A 20,992-nucleotide genomic window follows, 5' to 3' on the forward strand; every position below is an offset into this window, starting at 1 on the left:
TATCGTCGGAGGCATGGACGATCGAGCAGACGTACGCGAGTTCCTCATGACGCGTCGGGCACGGCTGACCCCGGAACTCGCCGGCTTGACCGCGGGCCCCAACCGACGGGTGGCCGGGCTGCGGCGATCCGAGGTGGCGGCGCTCGCCGGGGTCAGTGTCGAGTACTACGCGAAGCTGGAGCGCGGGGCCATCGCCGGAGCGTCGTCGACCGTCCTCGACGCCATCGCCCGTGCGCTGCAGCTCGACGAGGCGGAACGCACCCACCTGTTCGACCTCGCCCGCGCGGCCGACGGCGTCCCGCTCTCCGGTCGACCGCGTCGCCGGGCGGCCAAGAACCCCGCGACCCGGCCGAGCCTGCACTGGATGCTCGACGCGATCACCGACGGCATCGCCTTCGTCCGCAACACCCACCAGGACCTCCTCGCCACCAACGAGCTCGGGCGCGCGTTCTACTCACCGGTCATCGGCGACGGCGGGCGCACCCCGAACCTCGCACGGTTCCAGTTCCTCGACCCGGCATCCCGGGACTTCTACCCCGACTGGGACGTCTTCGCCGAGATGTGCGTCTCGGTCATGCGTGCCGAGGCCGGCCGGGACCCGCACGACAAGGGACTGCACGACCTCGTCGGTGAGCTGTCGACCCGGAGCGACGCCTTCCGCATGCTCTGGGGAGCGCACAACGTGCGCACGCACGGCACGGGCACGAAGCGGTTCAACCATCCGATCGTCGGCGAGATGACCTTCGCCTACGAGGAGCTCGCGATCACGGCCGACCCAGGCCACGTCGTGCTCGTCTACACGGCGGAGCCCGGCTCGCCGTCCGCCGAGCGACTGCAGTTGCTCGCGAATTGGGCGGCGTCCCAGCGGGAGGCTGAGCAGGGTGTTGCTGCGGCGGTCACGAACCAGCCCGACACCAGCGAGGCCGGACGGGCAGGGGGTCGCTGATGCCGCGCATCCTGGTGACCGGCGCCGCCGTCGGCCTGGGGCTCGGCGCCGCGACCGAGCTGGTCGACCACGGGCACGAGGTGCTCGTCCATGCCCGGAGCCTCGCCCGCGCCGACGGGGTCCGGCTGCTCGACGAGCCCTCCGTGCACCTTGTCACCGGTGACCTCGCCACCCTCGACGGCGTCCATGAGCTCGCGGAGCAGGTCGCCGCAGCCGGTCCCGTGGACGCGATCATCCACAACGCCGGCGTCCTCGACGGAACGGCCGTCCTACCGGTCAACGTGGTCGCGCCCTACCTCCTGAGCGCCCTCGTCCCCGCGCGGCGACTCGTGTTCCTCAGCAGCAGCATGCACCGCGGCGGTACCGCGACGCTCGACGGTCTCGACTGGTCGGGTTCCACGAGGACGGCGAGCTACTCCGACAGCAAGCTCCTCGTGACCGTCCTCGCGGCGGCCATCGCGCGAGTGCGTCCCGGGGTGTTCAGCAATGCGGTCGACCCGGGGTGGGTGCCGACGCGGATGGGCGGGCCGAACGCGCCCGACGACCTGGAACTCGGGCACCGGACCCAGGTGGCGCTCGCCGAAGGGCGTGGCGCGGACACCTCCGGCTACTGGCACCATCAGCGACGAGAGGAGCCGCATCGCGCGGTCCGCGACGAGGCGTTCCAGGACGAGCTGCTGCTCGCCCTCGCCGAGCACACGGGCGTCTCGCTGCTGCCCTGATCTCAGCACTCAGGTGTCGATGCGGTGGTCCTGGATCGACTCGTAGGTGACGCGGAGCGACTCGGCCGCGGCGTCGTAGCGACGCTGGGCGACACGGATGAAGAGCAGGTCGACGAGCGCGAGCTGGGCGATGCGCGACGACATCGCACCCGAGCGGTATCGGCTCTCCCTCGCCTGCGTCGCGAGGACGAGGTCGCAGCGGCCGGCGATGGGGGAGTCGGGGAAGTTGGTGATGCACACGGTCGTCGCGCCGGCGGCCCGCGCGAGCTGCATCGCCTGCTCGGTCTCGACCGTGAGCCCGGAGTGCGAGATGCCGATGGCGACCCCACCGGGCCCGAGGAGGGCGGCCGACGGCAGCGCGAGGTGGGCGTCGACGAAGGTGTTGGCCGGCATGCCGATCCGGTAGAGCTTCTGGTGGAGGTCCTGCGCCGTGAGGTTCGAGGACCCGAAGCCGATGATGTCGATCCGTGGGGCGACGAGGAGCGCGTCGACGACCGCGTCCAGGGCGTCGCGGTCGAGCGAGCGGGCGGTGAGCTCGATCGCTTGCACCTCCTGGTACGCGACCTTCGCGACGACGGTCTCGACCGAGTCGTCCGGGTCGATGTCGGCGTCGTCGACCTCGAACCGGTCACGCTCCGCCTGCTCGCGACTCGTGGAGGTCGCGACGGCCACCCGGAACTCCCGGTAGCCGGTGTACCCGATGGTCTGACAGAACCGCGCGACGGTCGCCTGCGAGGTGCCGCAGGCCTTCGCGAGTTCGGTGATGGTCAACTCGACGACGAGCGAGGGGGTGCCGATGATGGTCTCGGCGACGCGCGTCTCGGCGGCGCTCAGGCGAGGGATCGCCTGGCGGAGCACGAGCAGCGCGTCAGTGGACATCCGGTGCGGCCCCCGTCGGGTCTTCGACGGCGTGCGCTGCGATGGCCGCGCTGAGGGAGCCGTCGCCACCACGGAGGCGGGCGACTGCTTCATCTGCGGCGATGCCGGTCACGAGGACGAGGATAGCGGCCTTCACCCAGCCGTCCACGGATGCGAGCGTCTTCGCGGCCGTGGCGGCGTCGACGTCGGTCGCCAACATCACCGTGCGTTCCGCCCGCGCCCGCAGCTTCTCGTTCGTGGTGAGGAGGTCGACCATGAGGTTCCGGTACGTCTTCCCGAGCCGCACCATCGTGATCGTCGACAGCATGTTGAGCACGAGCTTCTGTGCCGTCCCCGCCTTCAGTCGGGTCGATCCCGTGAGGAGCTCCGGACCGACGACCGCCTCGATGCCGATGTCCGCGTCCCGGGCGAGTGGGGAGCCGGCGTTGCACGACAGGCCGATGGTGATCGCACCGATCGAGCGCGCGTACTCGAGGGCGCCCAGGACGTAGGGCGTGCGACCGGATGCGGAGACACCCACGACGGCGTCGTCCGCGGTGATCGACAGCGATTCCAGATCCGCCCGACCGAGGTCGTCGCGGTCCTCGGCGTTCTCCACCGCCTGCTGGATGGCGCCCGGGCCACCCGCGATGAGTCCGACGATGAGGCCTGGGTCGGTCCCGAACGTGGGTGGGGCCTCACTCGCGTCGAGGATGCCCATCCGTCCGGCGGTCCCGGCGCCCAGGTAGACGAGTCGTCCGCCCCGGCGGAGGCGCTCGACGATCGCTTCGACGGCCTCGGCGATCTCGGGTTCGACGGCCGCGATGGCGTCGGGGACGGAACGGTTGTCCTCGTTCATCGCGGCGACGAGTTCCCGCGTGGAGAGGGCGTCGAGGTCGGGGTGTCGCTCGTTCACCTGCTCCGTCGAGAGGGTGGCGAGCTCCGCGCGGATGCGGTCCCGCTCGGGTTCAGCGGCCCCGGTCGAGGCGCTCTCAGGCTGCGTGGACATCGTCGCGCACGACCCTTCCGTCGTAGGAGATCGCGGTGTCGAGTGCGACGAGTCTGGCTCCGTCGAGCGCGTCACCGCGGGGTGCGAAGAGGTCGACGCCGACCTCGTGCATGGCCGTCGCGAGATGTGCGGCGACGTAGGGGTGGGAGGCGATCCCGCCGACGACGCACACGGCACCCGTGCCGGCAGCGGCGGCGCTCACGGCGAGATGGGCGCAGGCGGCGTCGACGATGTCTGCGGCGACGGCGTCGCCCTCCTCGGCGCGCGTGATGACCGTGGGCGCGAAGGTGCCGAGTTGGCGGGCCGGGGCTCCGGTGCTGGAGACCCAGCGGGGGAGCGCGGGGATGGACCCCATGAGCGCCTCGGCGTCGGCGAGCAAAGTGGTGGCGGGGCCGCGGCCGTCGAAGGCGCGCATGCAGGCCTCGAGGCCCTGCTGCCCGATCCACCGACCGCTGCCCTCGTCTCCGAGCCAGGGACCCCAACCGTCGATCTGCTTCACGGAGCCGTCGGCGTCGACGTCGAACACGACGGATCCGGTGCCGGCGATGAGCACCGTGCCGGGACCACCGGCGAACGCACCGGCGTGGGCTGCCAGAGCGTCGTTGACCACGGCGATCGTCGCTCCGAGCGCCAGACGCAGTTCGGCGGTGAACGCGGCGACCTCGTGCGGTGCCGCCTCCACACCGGCTGCGCCGATCCCGACGTGCTGCACCTCGGTGAGGAGGTCGGCCGGGAGGTGCGCGACCGTCTCGAGGACCGCGCGGGCGGACAGTTCCGCACCCTCGTGGTCGGCGAGGCCCGGTGCTCCGTGGCCGCGGGCCTCCGCGAGGACGGTCAGGTCGTCGACGGATCCGCTCGTGATGCGGGCGCGGCAGGAGGTCTTCCCGAGATCGATGGCGAGGACGGGTGCTGCGAGGTGGTTCATGATCCGTTCCGGTGGTGCTGGTCGTGCAGATGGTGCGTCGGCGCCGCGGTGGAGGCCGCGGCGAGGAGTTCGGTGACCCGGTCGGCGGACGCTCGGGAGGCCGCGAGCGTGTCGATCACCGGCAGGGGGAGGACGGCGTCCTCGGCGAGCGGTAGTCCGACGCTCACGACGACGGCGTCCGGGCGGACCAGCGCGAGGCGGTCCACGGCGAGCCGCTGCGGAGTGTCGTCGCCGAGGCGGTCCGCGAGGAGGACGACCCCGTCGTCGGCGGGGATCGTCTCGAGCAGGAGGGTCAGCTCGTCGGAGGCGGGTGCCTCGGCGTCTGGGCCCGGTGTCCGGAGGCTCGGGCCGGCAGCGAGCCGGGTGACGTCGAACCGTTCGGCGAGCGACTCGGCGAACGGATCGTGGGCCGAGGCGACGGCGAACGTCGGTCGGTCGCGGAGGTCGACGAGGGTGATCGCCGACGCGTCGATCGCGACCTCGCCCCGGACGCGGACGACCCGGCGGATGGCGTCGGAGAAGCGCCCTTCGACAAGCTCAGGGACCGTGGACCGCTCAGGGACCGTGGACCGCTCGGGGGCCGGGGACTGCTCGGGGACTGATTCCCCGGTCCCTGAGCCGGTCGAAGGGCTGACGGACCGCGCGAGCCACGCCACCCGGGCGGCCGCGCGCTCGACGATCGCTCGATCGAGCTCGCCGTCGGCGACGGCGGCACAGACCGCCTCGAACACCTCGAGGTAGTCGTCCTCGTCGGTCGTCGCACCCTGCTTCGGCCCGAGGTTGGACGGGTTGCCGATGCAGAGCAGGTCGACGCCGGCCTCGAGGGCGAGGACCGCCCCGCGTCCGGAGCCCGTGGTCGAACGGATGGCGGCCATGTCGAGCGCATCGGAGATGATCACGCCGTCGAAGCCGCTCTCGCGCAGCCGACGGAGGGGGATCGGATTGAGCGTCGCCGGGGCGTCACCGAACGCCGGGACGACGATGTGGGCGGTCATGACACTCGCGACGCCCGCGGCGATGGCCGCGTCGAACGGTGGCAGGTGCTCGGCTTCGAGCTCCGCCAGGTCCAGGTCGATGCGGGGCAGATCCAGGTGCGAGTCGCTCGCCGTGTCGCCGTGGCCGGGGTAGTGCTTGACGCACGCGGCGACTCCGCCGGCCTGTAATCCGTCGACCATCGCGGCGACGTGGCGGGAGACGAGGTCGGCGGTCGGGCCGAACGAGCGCACCCCGATCACCGGGTTCGCGGGGTTGGTGTTGACGTCGGCGACGGGCGCGAGGGCGACGTTGGCCCCGGCGGCGCGGAGCCGCTCGGCGAGTGCCGCACCCACCGCGCGCGTCGTCTCGACGTCGTCGAGTGCACCGAGCTGCGCATGCCCGGGCAGGGTCGAGCCCGTCTGCGCCTCGAGGCGCGAGACGTTGCCGCCCTCCTCGTCGACGCCGATGAGGATCTCGGGCCGGTGGTCGCGGAGTTCGGCCGACAGCGCCGCGACCTCCGCCGGGTCCGAGGAGAGGTTCTGCCCGAAGTACACGACGCCCGCGAGGCCGCCGTCCAGCTCGCGCAGCAGCCAGTCCGGGGCGGTCCGGCCGAGGAAGCCCGGCCAGAGGACGCCCCGGACGAGCCGCGCGACGTCGGGGTCTATCATCCCTTCACCGCTCCGGACACCAGTCCGCCGGAGAGGCGACGCTGCACGAGGATGAAGAAGATCATGACCGGGATCGTGATGATGGTCGACGCTGCCATGACCGAACCCCAGTCGTTGGAGTTCAGGCCGAAGAACTGCTTGAGGCCGATGGCCACCGTGTAGTTCTCCGTCGAGCCGCCGAGCAGGGTCATCGCGAAGATGAACTCGTTCCAGGCCGTGATGAAGCTGAACACGCTCGTCGCGACGAGGCCGGGGGCCACGAGCGGGAGCATGATCGAGCGGAACATCCGCCACCAGCTGGCGCCGTCGAGGAACGCCGCCTCTTCGAGCTCCACTGGTACCGCCGCGACGAAGCCGCGCAGCATCCAGATGCCGAACGGCAGTGCGAGCGCGACGTACACGATGATGAGCCCGAGCAGCGTGTTGAGCAGCTGCAGGTCGCGGATCTGCACGAACAGCGGGATCACGAGCGCCTCGAGCGGCACCATCTGCACGACGAGGATCATGAGCAGCACCGCGGTGCGGAACTTGAACCGGAAGCGGGCGACCGCGACCGACGCCAGGAGCGCGACGGCGGCGGAGATGAGCACCGTCGCACCGGCGACGATCGCGGAGTTGCGGAGGAAGACCGCGAACCCGCCGTCGGTCAGCACCGACTCGAAGTTCGTGAACGACAGCTCCTTCGGGAAGAAGGACTGGCCGCCGCTCGACGCCTGTGCGTCGAACGCGCTCGACAGCATCCAGTACGCCGGGAACAGCGTGAACACGAGCAGGAGGGTGACGAGGATCGCCTTGACGGTGTTCGAGCGGATCTTCCGACCGCTCGCCTTCCGGTGCATCGGGACCTGCGGCTTGGCGGACCGGTCGGTGCCCGGTCCATCAGCCGGTCGACGGGCGGCGGTGGGGGCGGGAGCGTGGGTGGTCACAGTTCGTCCTCCTTCATGAGGGCGCGGATGTAGACGATCGTGATGCCGAGCAGGACGAGCGTCAACAGCACCGCGATCGCGGAGCCGAAGCCGTAGCGGTTCTGACCGAAGGACTCCACGTACGACCACACGCCGAGGTTCAACACCTCGCGGTTCGAGCCGGAACCACCCGGCATGAGGTAGATCTGCGCGAACACCTTGAAGTCCCAGATGGTCGACAGGATGATCACGACCGAGAACACCTGGCGCAGCGACGGGAAGGTGATCTGGAAGAAGCGACGGAACGCGCCCGCCCCGTCCATCTCGGCGGCTTCCAGCATCTCCTTGGACACGCCGAGTAGGCCGGCGAGGACGGTGATGGCCACGAACGGGAAGCCGTGGTGGATCACGTTCAGGAGCGCGATGCCGTAGAACGTGAACTGGTTCGTGAACCAGTTGAAGGGCTCGTCCATGAGCCCGAGCCCCATGAGTGTCTGGTTGACGATGCCGCGGTCGGCGTCGAAGATCCAGACCCACACGTAGGTGCCGGTGACGGCTGGCATCGCCCAGGCGACCATGATGGCGCTGCCGACGATGGTGCGCCAGAAGGAGCCGAGGTTCGCCATGAGCAGGGCGACGAGGGTGCCGAGGACGACCGTGCCGATGACGGCGGCCGCGGCGAAGAAGACGGTGTTCGGGAGGACGACGGTCCAGAGGGTCGGGTCGGCGAAGACCTCGGCGTAGTTCGCGCCGCCGTTGAAGTTGGTGTCACCGCTGACGATCTCGCGCAGGCCGTAGTCCTGCAGGGAGAACAGGACGACGCGGATGAGCGGCCAGAGGAGGAGCACGGCGAGGATGAGGAGCGCCGGCGCGAGCAGCAGCCAGGGGCGGGTGCGCATCAGCAGGCGCAGCCGCTTGGGGGAGGGGCCCCCGGCCACCCGCGAAGCGGGGGCTTCGCGGGTGACCGTGGGCGGGGTGAGGGTCGACACGATCGGCTACTTGCCGTTCATGATGTCGTCCATCTCCTTGGCGGCATCGGTCGTCGCCTGGTCGACCGACTTGCTTCCGGAGAGGATGGCCTGGATCATCGCGTTGGTGGTCTTCTTCGCCTGCACCGCACCGAACTTCGGGGTCACGGGGAGGGAAGCGCCGCCGTCGACGAACTGCTCGGCGAAGGGCTTCACCAGCGGGTCGTCGCTCTCGGTCGAGTCACTGAGGAGCGAGGTCTGGCCGGGGAAGTACCCGGTCTGCTCGGCCCACTCGGAGGCGAACTTGCCGGTGGTCATCATCTCGATGAACTGGAACGCGAGGTCCTTGTTCTTCGAGGTGTTGAACATGCTGAGGTGCGAACCACCGAGCACGGAGGGTGACATGCCGCCGTCTTCACCCGGGATCGGGATGGCGGCGAACTTGCCCTCGAGCTCCGGGTTCTTCTGGACGATCGTCGCCGGGGTCCAGGAGCCCATGATCGCCATGGCGACCTTGTCCTGCACGAAGTTGTCGAGGACGTCGGTCTCCTTCCAGGTGGTGGCACCTGAGGAGGAGAGGTCGTACTTGGTGGCCAGGTCGGTCCAGAACTGGATGCCCTTGCGCGAGTCGTCGCTCGCGAGACCCGACTTCCAGGTGTCGCCGTCGAGCTCGGAGACCTCGCCGCCGGCGCCCCAGACCCAGGGGTAGGCCGTGAACTCGGCGTCGCCGGGGACGGGGAACGGGATCATGTCGGGCTTGGCGGCCTTGATCGCGGTGCCGGCGTCGATGATCTCCTGCCAGGTGGTCGGCGCCTTGAGGCCGAGCTCCTCGAAGACGTCGGTGCGGTAGACGATCGAGCGGACGCCGGCGTACCACGGCATGCCGTAGAGCTCGCCGTCGTAGGTGCCGGAGTCGGCGAGGCCCTGGACGAGGTCGTCCTTCAGGCCGGCCTTGTCGACGTAGTCGCCGATGGGGGCGAGGGCGCCGGCGTCGGCGAACTCGGCCGTCCAGGTGGTGCCCGTCTCGGCGACGTCGGGGGTGGTGTTCCCGGCGATCGACGTCACGAAGCGGTCGTGGGCGTCGGCCCACTGCACGTACTCGACCTTGAGGGTGGCGCCGGTCTCCTTCTTGAAGGCCGAGCCGACCTCCTTGAAGAAGGCCTCGGAGTCGGGGTTGGTGCCCTGCATGATCCAGACGGTGAGCGTCTGGCCGTCTGCCGAGACGTCGCCTGAGCCGGAACCGCCACCGGCACAGGCGGTGAGGCCGAGTGCCGCGGTGGCGAGGACGGCCAGCGGAAGGGTGCGCTTGCGCATGGTGCTGCTCCTCGATTCTGGGATCGGGAGTCCGGGCCGTCGTTGGCCCGGGATCCGGAGTGACCGGGAAACCGCGGTCGATCCCTGCTGTTTTCAGTGGGTGTGGAAACAGTATTCAATAAGTACAGGAAGCTTGCAAATATTTTCCAGCACTGCAACACGGTCGTTACCTGCGTGACGGACGTGTTTCACGAAGCTGCGAGAACCGTGTGTGTGGATGGCGGACGGGCGCCGCCGTCGTCAGGCCGTGCGGAGGATGATCACGCGCATCGTCGCGGCGGCCCGCTCGCCGTCCTGCGCCTCGATCGCCGACGCGAGGTCCGTGTGCAACGCCGCGTCGTGGTGGTCGATGCCGTCACCGGGCAGCTGGTCCACACGATCCCGGAGTGCCTCGTCGACGGCGTCGCCGACCCGGTCGAGGATCGGGTTCGCCGCCGCGCGCCGGATGAGGCGATGCAGCAGGAGGTCGGCCTCGAGGAACGCGATCGGATCCTGGCGAACCGCAGCCGCGCGGAGCGCCTCACTCGTCACGCGGAGCTCACGGGCGTCCTCGTCGCTGCGTCGCTCGGCCGCGAGCCGCGCCGACTCCGGCTCGGTCGCAGTGCGGAGTTCGCGGATCGCCAGGATGGTGGACTCCCGTCGTCCGCTCGCCAGCGCCCAGCGGAGCACCCGAGGCTGCAACCAGTCCCAGCTCGACGACGGCTGCACGGTGTGGCCGACGTGCGCCTTGCTGGCGAGGAGTCCCATGCCGGAGAGCACGCGGGTCGCCTCCCGGACCACCGAGCGGGAATGTCCTGCCATGGCGACCAGCTCGTCCACCGTGCACACCCTGCCGGCGGGTAGTCCGCCGTCGACGATGTCGGTACCGATCCGGTCGAGCGTCCGTTCGAAGGCCGACGCCCCCGGTGAGCGGCTCACGCCCGTGCGGACGGACGGGTGGGGGAGATCACGAGCTCGTCGATGCGCACGTGCGGCGGGCCGTCGAGGATGAACCGAACGGCGCGGCCGATGTCCTCGGGCGTCAGCATCGTCTCGCGCGCCGACGCGTCCGGCACCTGCGGCCGCATGGAGAGGAACGGGGTGTCGACGTCGCCCGGGCAGAGGTGGGTGGCGCCGACGCCGTGGGCCCCCTCCTCCTCGTTGAGGGTCGCGCAGAGCGAGGCGAGTGCGGTCTTGCTCGCGCTGTAGGCCACGCCACCCTTCGTCGAGAAGCGCCAGCCGGCGAAGGAGGAGATGGCGATGATCCGTCCCTGGGCGTCGCGGATGGTGGGCAGCGCGAGGTCGATCGTCCGTGCGACCGAGGTGAGGTTGGTGTCGACGATCGCGGCGAACTCCGTCATCGACTGGTCGTCCCACCGGCGCCGAGGCGCGTTCAGGCCCGCCGCGGTGACGAGGTCGTCGACCGGGCCGAGCTCGGCGACGACGCGTTCGTGGGCTCGGGCGAGCGAAGCGGGGTCCGTCGCGTCGGCCTCCGCGGCGACGGCCACACCGCCCGCGGAGGTGACGGCTCCGACGGTCTCGAGGAGTGCCTCGCGGCGTCGCCCCGTCACGGCGACGCGCCATCCCGCCTCGGCGGCCGACACCGCCACGGCCTGTCCCATGCCGCTGCCGCCACCCGTCACCCAGAGCACTCGATCCGTCATGGCGCCAGTGTAGCGAGCTGGCCGACCATAAGTATGTTTTACTCGCCTGGTGCGTACGCGGCCGTCGACACCGGGTCGGCGCGTCGACGGATGCGCTCGGACGACGGGAGACACCGATGCTGCTGGACCTGACGGACCGACGGGTGATCGTGACCGGAGGTGCTCGAGGGATCGGGCTCGCCCTCGTGGAGTCCTTCCTCGCCGAGGGGTCCCGCGTCGCGGTGCTCGACCTCGACGTCTCCTCCCTCGACGCGCTCGTGGCGTCCCACCACGGCGACCTCGTCGCCATCACGTGTGACGTGCGATCCGAGGACTCGGTGTCGAGCGCGGTCGCGGCGGCTGCCACCGGGCTCGGAGGGATCGACGTCCTCGTGAACAACGCCGGGATCAACGTGCAGTCACTGCTCGAGGAGACGAGCGACGCCGCGTGGACCAGGTGCTTCGACGTCAACGTCGGCGGCGTCTTCCGGGTGTCGAAGGCGGTCATCCCGTATCTGAAGGGACAGCGTTCCGGCCGCATCATCAACGCCGCGAGCTTCGCCGCCGTCATCCCGAGCGTCGGCAGCGCGGCCTACGCGGCGTCCAAGTCCGCGGTGGTCCAGTTGACCAGGGTCCTCGCGAGCGAGCTGGGGCCGTGGGGCATCACGGTGAACGCCTACGCACCCGGCATGGTGCCGACGGCGATGAACGGCTTCGCCGATCTCCCGACGGCGCAGCAGGACGAACTCCTCGACACGCTCTCGGTGCGCCGATGGGAGGAACCGGAGGACGTCGCGAACGTCGTACGGTTCCTCGCGAGCGACCAGGCGGGCTACGTCACCGGTGCGCTGATCGACGTCAGCGGCGGCAAGTTCGCGACCCAGTTCCCAGCCCGCGCCCGCGGCTGATCACGAGCTGAAACCTGCGGGATCCGGGCGGTGGACCGACCGGATTCGCGGGCGATGGAAGCGACGGATGTCGGACCGACGCGCCCGGGAACGACGTTCCCAGGCCCAGATTCGCAGCCAGCGCGAAGGGCGCTTACGATACCGTGGACGGCACATCCGGAGGCCCGCTGCGCGGGTCGTCGGACGCCTGTGGAGTGGGCTGACCGGGGCAGGCCCACACCCGAAGGATCGTCGGGATCACCATCTGGAGCAGAGGAGTTCGGTCAGCCGTGGCTTCACGAGTGCACGAGTCGGAACGTCGCCGTTCGCGCGATGCGCGTCGAGGGCGCCACCGTGCCTCCGCCCAGATCGAACCCTTCACCCGCGGGTTCAGCGCCCTCGGCGAGCTGGCCGCGTCGGGCGCGCAGGTCAGCCTCCGGATCAACGACATCACCACCGGCGAGATGCTCATGTCGGCCGACGACCACGTCGTCGTGCCCACCGCCTCGATCGGCAAGGTCCTCCTCCTCATCGAGGTCGCGGCCCGCCTCGGCGACGCCGACTTCAGCGGCCTCACCATCCTCGACCGCGAACCACTCGACGCCGTCGCCGACTCCGGGATCTGGCAGCACCTCCAAGCGCCGTCTCTCCCGGTCGCCGACCTCGCTGCCCTCGTCGGCGCGACGAGCGACAACCTCGCCACGAACGTCCTGCTCCGCCACATCGGTCTCGACGCCGTCCGCCACCGTGCCGAGGAGATCGGGCTGAAGCGCACGGCCCTCCTCGACATCGTCCGCGACCACCGCGGCCCCGACAACGCACCGCAGCTCTCCGTCGGGTCCGCCCGCGAACTCGCCTGGCTGTTCCAGGCACTCGCGACGGGCGAGATCGTCGACGCGACCACGAGCCGCCGGGTCCTGGCCTGGTTGTCGCTCAACACCGACCTCTCGCTCGTCGCCTCGGGCTTCGGGCTCGACCCCCTGGCCCACCGTGAGCCCGACCACGGCATCCAGCTCTTCAACAAGACCGGTTCCGGGGTCGGCGTGCGAGCCGAGGCGGGTATCCTCCGCGGCCCGAACGGCGCCGTGAGCTACGCCGTGTGCACGAGCTACGACGACACGGAGCTCGGCACCCGCCTCGGCGTGGTCGACGCCGTCCGGATCCTCGGCCAGGACCTCCTCGAGTACGTGCACTGAGCCGGTCTCACTCCTCCGGTCCCTGAGCCTGTCGAAGGGCTCACCTCCGCCGGTCCCTGAGCTTGTCGAAGGGCGTGTCCGTGGGCACTTCGACAGGCTCAGTGACCGGGGTGGCTGACTCGTGGGCTGTCCGGTCCCAGTTGTTCATCGGCCCCTGAGCTTGTCGAAGGGCAGCCCGGTGCTGAGGCTTTCACCCTTGGACAGGCTCGGGGACCGGACCCCACCCGCCACTCAGCCGATGAGCCCCGCCGCCGCCAGGCGCTCGAGCACCTCACGCCCCGCGGGTGGGCAGCGGTCGAGTGACTCCGTGCCCACCCAGTGGACCGCGCTCACCTCGGCGGAGGGCGTCGGTGTCTCGTCCGTCTCGGCCGCGAAGACGTGCATCCGCACGAGCCGGCCGTCGGGCTCGCCGTGCGCCTGCGTGACCACCGTGAACAACGGCGACACCCGTGCCGGATCGATCTCGACCGCGACCTCCTCGCGTGTCTCCCGGACGGCGGCCTCGGCCGGCGTCTCGCCCGCGTCGATCTTCCCGCCCGGCATGTAGAGGACGTCGCGGCCGCGAGCCGTCACCATGAGCACCCGCCGTCCGCGGACGATCGCGACCGCGGACACGAGGATGTCGGGGAGCGCGCTGCCAGAGCTCTCGGGTGCGCGGCTCACCGGTCGGCCGGGTTCTCGGTGTCGAGTGCGGGCCGTACCCGATCGGCGAACCTGTCGACGGCGAGTTCCACGGCGTCCTTGAGCTCGTCCGTGCTGAGGATCACGAAGTGACCGGGCACCGGGAGGAGTACGTTCGTCGCTCCGGGCAGCACGCTGCTGGACGGCACGTGCGGGTCGAAGGTGCTGTAGATCGAGACGATGTCGGCGTTGACGTCGTGCGGGGCGCCGAGCGCGACGATGGTCTCGTCCGTCGGGAGGAACGCGCGGAGGCTCGGGTCGACCACGTACTTCGCGAGCACCGACCCGGAGAACGGCGAGCAGATCGCGACGACCCCGAGCAGGCCCAGCCGCTCGCGTTCCGTGAGGAGCAGCTCCTTCCCGACGAGTCCTCCCTTACTGTGCGCGACGATGACGCACCCGGCGGCGGGCTTCGGCAGCCGTCCGAGCGCGCGGGCGAAGCGGGCCGCCGTGTCGCGGATGGGCTTGCGGTTGTACCCGAGACCACGGGCGATGCGGATCCGGTAGCCGTCGGCGTTCAGGCGGTCTGCGACCGGCTTCAGGAACGCCCAGGTCTCGTACACGCCGGGGATGAGGACGACGACCGGTCGGCACGCGTCGCCGCGGGCGTACTCCCTCGGGATGCGGCCGCTGAAGAAGGCCCGCGTGTGCCAGACGACGGAGTGGACCCAGTCGACGGCGACGATCCCGGCGATGGTCAGCGCTCCCGGCCGTTCGGCGACCGGCGGGGCGTCGGCGAGCGTCACGTCCTCGGCTTCCGCCACCGACTCCTCGTCCATCCGCACCCCCTCGTCCATCTTGCCACCGCCTCCGGTGCGCACCGCGCGAGCCCAGTGGACATCAGGGATCGCGGGTTACCCTGTGTTGACAAGGCGACGGCACGCTGCAAGCATGAGTCCGTTCGTCGAACCCCTATGCGCGAGGTGCACCTTCATGACTGATCCGAACTCCGGCCAGCCGAACGACCCATACGGTCAGAGCCAGAACCCCCAGCAGCCGGCCTACGGCGAATCGCAGGTTCCGCCGGCTCCGCAGTACGGGGAACAGGCTCCGCAGTACGGCCAGCCCTCGCCCTACGGTGAGCAGCAGGGCCAGCAGGCTCCGCAGTACGGCGAGCAGCCGAAGTACGGTCAGCCGCAGGCTCCCTACGGCGAGCAGCAGAACCCCTACGGCCAGCCGCAGGCACCCTACGGGCAGCAGCAGAACCCCTACGGCCAGCCCGCCGCTCCGTACGGACAGCCTCAGGCGCCGTACGGCTACGCGCAGCCGACCGGCCCGAAGACGAACGTCATGGCGATCATCTCGCTCATCGCCCCGTTCGTCGGGTTCGGCGTCGTCGGCCTCGTGCTCGGCATCATCGCGCTCGGTCAGATCAAGCGCACCGGCGAGCAGGGCCGTGGTCTGGCCCTCGCCGGCACCATCGTGAGCGGCGTGTCGGTCCTCGCCGGCATCATCGTGATCATCTTCTACTTCCTGATCATCGCAGGCGCGATCGCCGGCGCGAGCTCGTACGACTACAACTACGACTACTGATCCACGGCCTGCTCCGCAGGCGGATCATGACGGGCATCGGCATCGCGCCGGTGCCCGTTCGTCGTCCCAGCGCCCTTCCCGCCCCGGTCCCTGAGCAGTGACCCTCCTCCGGTCCCTGAGCAGTGACCCTCCTCCGGTCCCTGAGCAGTGACCCTCCTCCGGTCCCTGAGCTGCGCCGCACTGAGCCTGTCGAAGTGTCGAAGGGCGGTGCTTGACTCGTTCCCTGAGCGGTAACCCTCTCCGGTCCCTGAGCTGCGCCGCACTGAGCCTGTCGAAGTGTCGAAGGGCCCACGGGGAACGTCCATGGTCGGTCGCGTGTTCGCGCGCACCTCGACAGGCTCGGCGACCGGGCTGCCCGACGCCAGTTTGCCGTCGGAAGCCTAGGAGGCGGAAGCGGCCGAGTCGGTGTCGGCTACCGGTGCGACGACCGCCGGTGCCTGGGGAACCTCGATACCGAAGAGCGTCTGCAGCGCCGTCGTGTACGCGGCCTGCTCGCCGTTGCGGGCGAGGTTCCGTGCCCGCACCGTCGGTTCGTGCAGCAGCACTCCGGCGAGGTGACGCAGTGCGCGGGCGGTCGACCCGTCGTCGTCGCCACGAGCAATCGCACGGGCGACCTCGGCCTCGACGAGCGCGTGCACGTGGCTGCGGAGTGCGACGACGGCGGGCTCGAGGCTTCGCTCCTCGCCGACCGCGGCGAACTTCTGTGCGGCGCGGCTGACGATGGAGCGCGCGACCTCGGTGGCCTGCAGCTCCTCGAGCGGCGCGTGGATGCGGATGGTCTCGAGGTCGAGCAGGACGACGCCGGAGACGGTGGAGACGTCGGGGTCGACGTTGCGCGGCAGGCCGAGGTCGATGACGAGCTGGGCCGAGGCGTGCGGCACGGGGCACTCGGCGGCGGCTTCGGTGATGACGTCGTGGACGAGTGCGGAGACCCCGGTGGGCTCGGGTGCGGCCGGTGCGTCGGCCGCGGTGACCAGCGAGAGCGTCGGTGTGTCCGTGGCAGCCGCGGCTCGCGCACGGTGGTCGGCGGCGACGGCCGTGCGACCCGCGCGGAGCAGTTCGGCGTCGACCACGTGGCCCTCGGCGGTGGTGCAGGTGACGATGATGTCGACCTCGCCGGTGGTGCGGGCGAGGTCGTCGTGTCCGATCCAGCCGATCTCGTGCGAGCGCGCGAACTTCTCGGCGCGGCCGGACGGCGAGTACACGAGGACGTCGGTGACGCCGCGGTCGCGGAGGGCGGCGAGGCTCGCGCCGGCGTACGCACCGGTGCCGACGAGCAAGACGCGTTGCGTGGCCCAGTCGTCGATACGGCTCTCCGCGAGGTCGAGGGCGAGACGCACGATGGAGCGACCGGCACGCCCGAGCGGCGTGCGGTTCTTGATGCCGCGGGAGGTCTGGGACGCGCGCTGGAACAGGCGCTCCAGTTCGGAGCTGGTGGTGCCACCCGCGCGAGCGGCCTCGAGGGAGCGCCGCACCTGGCCGGCGATCTCGCCCTCGCCGACGACGACGGACTCGAGTCCGGCCGACACGGCGAAGAGGTGCTCGGCTGCCGCGGTGCCGACGCTGAGGTCGAACACCTCCCGCAGCTGCTCGGCGGGGATGCCGGTGGTCTCGCTGACGGCCTCCGCAGCGGCCTCGAAGGCGACGGATGCGGCGGCGGTGACGGGCTCGTCGAGGTCGATGTACGCCTCGAACCGGTTGCAGGTGGCCACGACGACGGCACCCGAGACGCACTCGTGGTGCTCGACCAGGCGCGCGGCAACGCCCTCGGCACCGACTGAGAGTCGTTCGAGGAGGTCGAAGGTGGCGTTCTTATGGCTCGCCGTCACACACATGAGCACCCGATGAGTCTACCCGAGCGGCGCTGTCGGGCTCCCGGGATGTCGCTCAGGGCACCCTCACCACCAGTCGGGTACTGACATATGAAATGTCAGATGCGATACTACGAATCAAGCCGTTCGACCGAACGGAACACAACGATCGAAGGAGAACGTTATGCAGCACTTCAGGAGAGTCGTCACGCTCGCCGCCGCGGCAGCGATGGTCACGCCCGGGCTCATGGGTGCGGCCCCTGCCCCGGCCTCGTACCCACGGGGAGGCGATGTCGTGGTCACCTGCACGTACACGGGTGGTCTGTTCCATGCGACCGGCGAGGTCCACCTGGTCTGGAACGGGAGCGACGCCTCGGGCAAGACGACCGTCTCGCTGGAGGAGTACCGGATCACCGCCGGCGGTGCGCCCTTTGGCGATCAGGCGAACATCGACCTCGGCCTGTCGCAGAACGGCGGGGCGACGCGGTGGATCCACTCGCCCGACTCGATGAAGCAGGACGGCCAGTGGCACTCGCTCGGGATCTGGCAGGACCTCTCCGCGTCGCCGTCCATCGACGATCTCGTGGCGACGGTGGAGTTCACCTTCGACGAGTCGGTCGGCTACGACCACTCGTGCAGCGTGTCGCACCGGCTCTGAACCACGGTCGGACTCCGGTGCGGGCCGTCGCCGGACGGTCCGCACCGGCAGGGCCGCGCATCGCGGGGCTTCGCCCATGCCGCGCTCAGCGCGGGAATGGGAGGATGGAGGGGTGAGTCTCCCACCCGAACACCCCCTCGTCACCGGCGTGACCCAGTCGTCGCCGCTCATCACCGCGTACCGCGGCACCCGCCCCGAGCGGACGCCCGTCTGGTTCATGCGTCAGGCCGGCCGGTCGCTGCCCGAGTATCGCGAGTTGCGGATCGGGACGGCCATGCTCGACGCCTGCCTCGACCCGGCGATGGCGAGCGAGATCACCCTCCAGCCCATCCGACGGCACGGGACGGACGCGGCCATCTTCTTCAGCGACATCGTGGTGCCGCTCAAGCAGGCCGGAGTCGCGGTCGAGATCGTGCCGGGCCGTGGTCCCGTCATGGGTTCCGCCGTTCGGACGGCCGCCGAGGTCGACGCGCTCGTCGCGCTCGACCCGGCCGTCCTCGACGACACGCTTGCGCCGATCCGCGAGGGCGTCGCGCTCACCGTCGCCGGGCTCGCGGGGATCGGCGACGGCCGCACGCCGCTCATCGGCTTCGCGGGTGCGCCGTTCACACTCGCCGCCTACCTCGTCGAGGGCGGACCATCGAAGGACCACCTCGCCGCCCGCACCCTCATGCACGCCGACCCGGCGTCGTGGGCGAAGCTCATGGCCTGGTGCGCGGACGTCACCGGTCGCTTCCTCCGCGCCCAGGTGCTCGCCGGCGCGTCGGCCGCGCAGCTCTTCGACTCGTGGGCGGGGGCACTCTCCCTCGAGGACTACGAGCGTCACGTCGCCCCGGCCTCCCGGGCCGCGCTCGCGCACGTCGCCGACCTCCCCGTCCCGAAGGTGCACTTCGGCGTCGGGACCGGTGAACTGCTCGGTGCGATGCACCGGGTCGGCGCCGACGTGGTCGGGATCGACTACCGGCTGGCGCTCGACGAGGGCATCCGACGTCTCGGTGGCGGCGTCCCCGTGCAGGGCAACATCGACCCGGCACTGCTCGCCGCCCCATGGCCGGTCCTCGAGGCGCACGTCCTCGACATCCTCCAGCGCGGGACGGCGGCGCCGTCGCACGTCCTCAACCTCGGCCACGGGGTCCCGCCCGAGACCGACCCGGACGTCCTGACTCGCATTGTCGCCCTCGCCCACGATTGGCAGCCCGCATGAGTCTCGAGCCGAAGCGTCTCGTCGTCATCGGCGGTGGTGTGGCCGGACTCGTCGGCGCGGTCGACTGCGCCAAGGTCGGCATCTCGGTGACGGTCGTCGACGCGCAGGAGTCGTTCGGTGGCGCGCTCGCGGCCGCCGAGGTCGCAGGTCTCCGCGTCGACGTCGGTGCCGAGAGCTTCGCGACGCGCGGTGGCTCGGTCGCCGAGCTCATCGAGCACCTGGGCCTGACCGACCGCGTCGTGCGTCCCAACCGGGCCGGGGCCTGGTTGCACGTCGCCAAGCCCGGACAGCCGCAGCGGAGTGTCCCGCTCCCCAAGGCGGGGCTGCTGGGCATCCCGACGAACCCCCTCGCCGACGACGTCCGTCGGGTCATCGGTTGGAAGGGTGCCCTGCGCGCCTATCTCGACCGCATCCGCCCGCCGCTCACGATCGGCACCGAGCACAACCTCGGTGCGCTCGTCCGGAAGCGTATGGGCGCGGCCGTCCACGACCTCCTCGTCGCACCGGTCACCTCGGGCGTCTACTCGGCCGCTCCGGACGACCTCGACGTCGACCGCGCGGCTCCCGGGCTGAACGCCGCGTTGACCCGCACCGGGGCGCTGTCCCTCGCCGTCGCGGCCCTCCGGGAGAACGCGCCCGCCGGTGCCGCGGTCGGTGGCCTCGACGGTGGCATGACCGTCCTCGTCGACGGCTTGACCGCGGAGCTCGAGCGGTGGGGGTCGACGCTCATCACCGGCGTCGCCGTCACGGCGATCTCCCGGAACCCGTTCGACATCGACGTGGACGGACCGGGTGTCGGCCTCGGCGACGCCGGCCTCCCGCGGATGAGCGAGCGTCCCGCGGCTGCAGGTGCGTCGAAAGCCCCCTGGTACGTCGCCCTGACCGACGGCCGGGTGCTCGAGGCCGATCTGGTCCTCATCGCGACGCCCGAGCAGCCGGCCCGCAACCTGCTGGCCGACGTCGGGCCGGCGCTCCGCGACCTCCCCGCCGCCGGCGACGATGCGGGCGACCCGGTCCTGCCCGCGCCCATCGAGCTCGTGACGATCGTGCTCGACGAACCGGCCCTCGACGCCGCACCGCGTGGCTCCGGGCTGCTCGTCGCACCCGGCTCGACGCTCCACGCCAAGGCGCTCACCCACGCGACGGCGAAGTGGGCCTGGCTCGCCGACCGCGCGAAGGAGCATGGCGAGCACCGCCACGTCGTCCGCCTGTCCTTCGGCCGTCAGGGCGAGGCCGACGCGACGAGCGCGTTGACCGACGAGGAGCTGCTCTCGACGGCGTTGCACGATGCGTCGGCGATGCTCGGCGTCCAGCTCGACCCGGGCAGCGTCCGCGGCTTCCACCGCATCTCCTGGACGGGGACGCAGCCGACCGCCGCGCGCGGCCAGCGTGAACGCTCGACGGCCATCCGGGAAGCGGTGGCCGAGGTGCCCGACCTCGCGGTCACGGGTGCCTGGTTGTCGGGCACGGGGCTCGCCTCGGTGGTCCCCGACGCCCACGAGGCGGCGGCACGACTCCGCCATCAGGCGCTGCAGCGGTAGACGCGCCCATATGCCCGACCCGGCATCTTTTCCTGTCAACCCCCGACCGGATGGTGGCGTCGGAGTGACACCCGACTACGCTGGTCCCGTTGGATGCAGCATCACAGCACCACTCGAACAGACGGAGGCGCCATGAAGGGCAAGGTCATGTTCGTCGTCGGTGGGCTCACGGGCTACGTGCTCGGTACCCGCGCCGGACGCGAACGCTACGAGCAGATCAAGACGCAGTGGGTCAAGCTGTGGAACGCGAAGCCGGTGCGCGCGCAGCGCGGCAAGGTCGAGGACTTCGCCAAGGCACGCATCAGCGAGGTCCCCGCGGCTCTGTGGAGCGGCGTCAGCGCCGTCGCGAAGGTCGTCAGCCAGCAGGGTTCGACGCCCGGCCAGAAGCTCGACAAGGCCATCTCCAAGACCGAGGACACCGTCCAGGACGTGTCCGAGACGGTCAAGGACGCCCGCACGGCCTCCGGCACCTCGACGTCGTCGGCCTCGAAGCCCGCAGTGCGCAAGCCTGCCGCGCCCAAGACGACGGCTCCGAAGCCCAAGAGCGGCGAGTAGCACCGACGATGCCG

Annotated in this window: 21 protein-coding genes; 9 read left to right on the forward strand and 12 right to left on the reverse strand. The window is 70.7% G+C overall.

What is annotated here, in order from left to right; genetic code table 11:
- Positions 1–13: 13 nt before the first annotated feature.
- Positions 14–946 carry a helix-turn-helix domain-containing protein gene (locus ACZZZB_RS11440; protein WP_194644868.1) on the forward strand — a complete coding sequence of 311 codons (933 nt, stop codon included), beginning with the start codon at positions 14–16 and terminating at the stop codon, positions 944–946.
- On the forward strand, positions 946–1,668 hold the full coding sequence (locus ACZZZB_RS11445; protein WP_194644869.1) for an SDR family NAD(P)-dependent oxidoreductase: 723 nt from the start codon (positions 946–948) through the stop codon (positions 1,666–1,668). Before ACZZZB_RS11440 ends, ACZZZB_RS11445 begins: the two co-directional genes overlap by 1 nt.
- A gap of 9 nt (positions 1,669–1,677) precedes the next feature.
- Here ACZZZB_RS11445 and ACZZZB_RS11450 read toward each other — a convergent pair whose 3' ends face one another.
- From ACZZZB_RS11450 to ACZZZB_RS11490, 9 genes are all read right to left on the reverse strand, one after another.
- Positions 1,678–2,547 (reverse strand): MurR/RpiR family transcriptional regulator, encoded by an 870-nt coding sequence (locus ACZZZB_RS11450; RefSeq protein ID WP_191942058.1) that lies wholly within the window; start codon positions 2,545–2,547, stop codon positions 1,678–1,680.
- Positions 2,537–3,535, reverse strand: a complete 999-nt coding sequence (gene murQ / locus ACZZZB_RS11455; protein ID WP_463529719.1) for an N-acetylmuramic acid 6-phosphate etherase — start codon at positions 3,533–3,535, stop codon at positions 2,537–2,539. Before murQ ends, ACZZZB_RS11450 begins: the two co-directional genes overlap by 11 nt.
- Positions 3,519–4,460 (reverse strand): N-acetylglucosamine kinase, encoded by a 942-nt coding sequence (locus ACZZZB_RS11460; RefSeq protein WP_463529720.1) that lies wholly within the window; start codon positions 4,458–4,460, stop codon positions 3,519–3,521. Before ACZZZB_RS11460 ends, murQ begins: the two co-directional genes overlap by 17 nt.
- Entirely contained in the window at positions 4,457–6,103 is a 1,647-nt protein-coding gene (locus ACZZZB_RS11465) for a glycoside hydrolase family 3 protein (RefSeq protein WP_463529721.1), read from the reverse strand. The genes ACZZZB_RS11460 and ACZZZB_RS11465 overlap by 4 nt, the downstream gene beginning before the upstream one ends.
- Complete coding sequence (locus ACZZZB_RS11470; RefSeq protein WP_079706980.1) at positions 6,100–6,942, reverse strand: carbohydrate ABC transporter permease; 843 nt, start codon at positions 6,940–6,942, stop codon at positions 6,100–6,102. Before ACZZZB_RS11470 ends, ACZZZB_RS11465 begins: the two co-directional genes overlap by 4 nt.
- A gap of 83 nt (positions 6,943–7,025) precedes the next feature.
- Positions 7,026–7,997: a carbohydrate ABC transporter permease gene (locus tag ACZZZB_RS11475; protein ID WP_370282131.1), complete on the reverse strand. Its 972-nt coding sequence runs from the start codon at positions 7,995–7,997 to the stop codon at positions 7,026–7,028.
- Positions 7,998–8,003: 6 nt separating this feature from the next.
- Positions 8,004–9,290, reverse strand: coding sequence for a sugar ABC transporter substrate-binding protein (locus tag ACZZZB_RS11480; protein ID WP_085514313.1), 1,287 nt, complete (start codon positions 9,288–9,290; stop codon positions 8,004–8,006).
- Positions 9,291–9,530: 240 nt separating this feature from the next.
- Entirely contained in the window at positions 9,531–10,208 is a 678-nt protein-coding gene (locus tag ACZZZB_RS11485; RefSeq protein ID WP_192019951.1) for a FadR/GntR family transcriptional regulator, read from the reverse strand.
- Positions 10,205–10,933, reverse strand: coding sequence for an SDR family oxidoreductase (locus ACZZZB_RS11490; protein WP_194644873.1), 729 nt, complete (start codon positions 10,931–10,933; stop codon positions 10,205–10,207). Before ACZZZB_RS11490 ends, ACZZZB_RS11485 begins: the two co-directional genes overlap by 4 nt.
- 116 nt (positions 10,934–11,049) lie before the next feature.
- Between ACZZZB_RS11490 and ACZZZB_RS11495 the strand changes: the two genes are divergently transcribed.
- The gene (locus ACZZZB_RS11495) at positions 11,050–11,820 is read left to right on the forward strand and encodes an SDR family NAD(P)-dependent oxidoreductase (protein WP_463529722.1); all 771 of its coding nucleotides are present in this window, start codon (positions 11,050–11,052) and stop codon (positions 11,818–11,820) included.
- A 269-nt stretch (positions 11,821–12,089) separates the two neighbouring features.
- On the forward strand, positions 12,090–12,995 hold the full coding sequence (locus tag ACZZZB_RS11500) for a serine hydrolase (protein WP_064294922.1): 906 nt from the start codon (positions 12,090–12,092) through the stop codon (positions 12,993–12,995).
- Between the two features lie 231 nt (positions 12,996–13,226).
- Here the strand turns inward: ACZZZB_RS11500 and ACZZZB_RS11505 are convergent, their stop codons facing one another.
- Together ACZZZB_RS11505 and ACZZZB_RS11510 are read right to left on the reverse strand one after the other, a co-directional pair.
- Positions 13,227–13,658 carry an NUDIX hydrolase gene (locus ACZZZB_RS11505; RefSeq protein ID WP_463529723.1) on the reverse strand — a complete coding sequence of 144 codons (432 nt, stop codon included), beginning with the start codon at positions 13,656–13,658 and terminating at the stop codon, positions 13,227–13,229.
- Positions 13,655–14,497 (reverse strand): esterase/lipase family protein, encoded by an 843-nt coding sequence (locus ACZZZB_RS11510; RefSeq protein WP_463529724.1) that lies wholly within the window; start codon positions 14,495–14,497, stop codon positions 13,655–13,657. The genes ACZZZB_RS11505 and ACZZZB_RS11510 overlap by 4 nt, the downstream gene beginning before the upstream one ends.
- Positions 14,498–14,609: 112 nt before the next feature.
- Here ACZZZB_RS11510 and ACZZZB_RS11515 point away from each other — a divergent pair, with 112 nt between their 5' ends.
- Positions 14,610–15,209: a DUF4190 domain-containing protein gene (locus ACZZZB_RS11515; protein WP_463529725.1), complete on the forward strand. Its 600-nt coding sequence runs from the start codon at positions 14,610–14,612 to the stop codon at positions 15,207–15,209.
- Positions 15,210–15,589: 380 nt separating this feature from the next.
- Here the strand turns inward: ACZZZB_RS11515 and ACZZZB_RS11520 are convergent, their stop codons facing one another.
- On the reverse strand, positions 15,590–17,050 hold the full coding sequence (locus ACZZZB_RS11520) for a glutamyl-tRNA reductase (RefSeq protein WP_463529726.1): 1,461 nt from the start codon (positions 17,048–17,050) through the stop codon (positions 15,590–15,592).
- 154 nt (positions 17,051–17,204) lie between these two features.
- On the opposite strand from ACZZZB_RS11520, the gene ACZZZB_RS11525 reads away from it, so the two are divergent.
- From ACZZZB_RS11525 to ACZZZB_RS11540, 4 genes are all read left to right on the forward strand, one after another.
- Positions 17,205–17,678, forward strand: coding sequence for a hypothetical protein (locus tag ACZZZB_RS11525; protein WP_191942048.1), 474 nt, complete (start codon positions 17,205–17,207; stop codon positions 17,676–17,678).
- A 76-nt stretch (positions 17,679–17,754) separates the two neighbouring features.
- Positions 17,755–18,882, forward strand: coding sequence for a uroporphyrinogen decarboxylase (gene hemE, locus ACZZZB_RS11530; RefSeq protein WP_194644877.1), 1,128 nt, complete (start codon positions 17,755–17,757; stop codon positions 18,880–18,882).
- Entirely contained in the window at positions 18,879–20,423 is a 1,545-nt protein-coding gene (locus tag ACZZZB_RS11535; RefSeq protein WP_463529727.1) for a protoporphyrinogen/coproporphyrinogen oxidase, read from the forward strand. The genes hemE and ACZZZB_RS11535 overlap by 4 nt, the downstream gene beginning before the upstream one ends.
- Before the next feature lie 132 nt (positions 20,424–20,555).
- On the forward strand, positions 20,556–20,978 hold the full coding sequence (locus tag ACZZZB_RS11540) for a hypothetical protein (protein ID WP_064294916.1): 423 nt from the start codon (positions 20,556–20,558) through the stop codon (positions 20,976–20,978).
- Positions 20,979–20,992: the final 14 nt, after the last annotated feature.

This window comes from Plantibacter sp. AC185, from assembly GCF_979258065.1.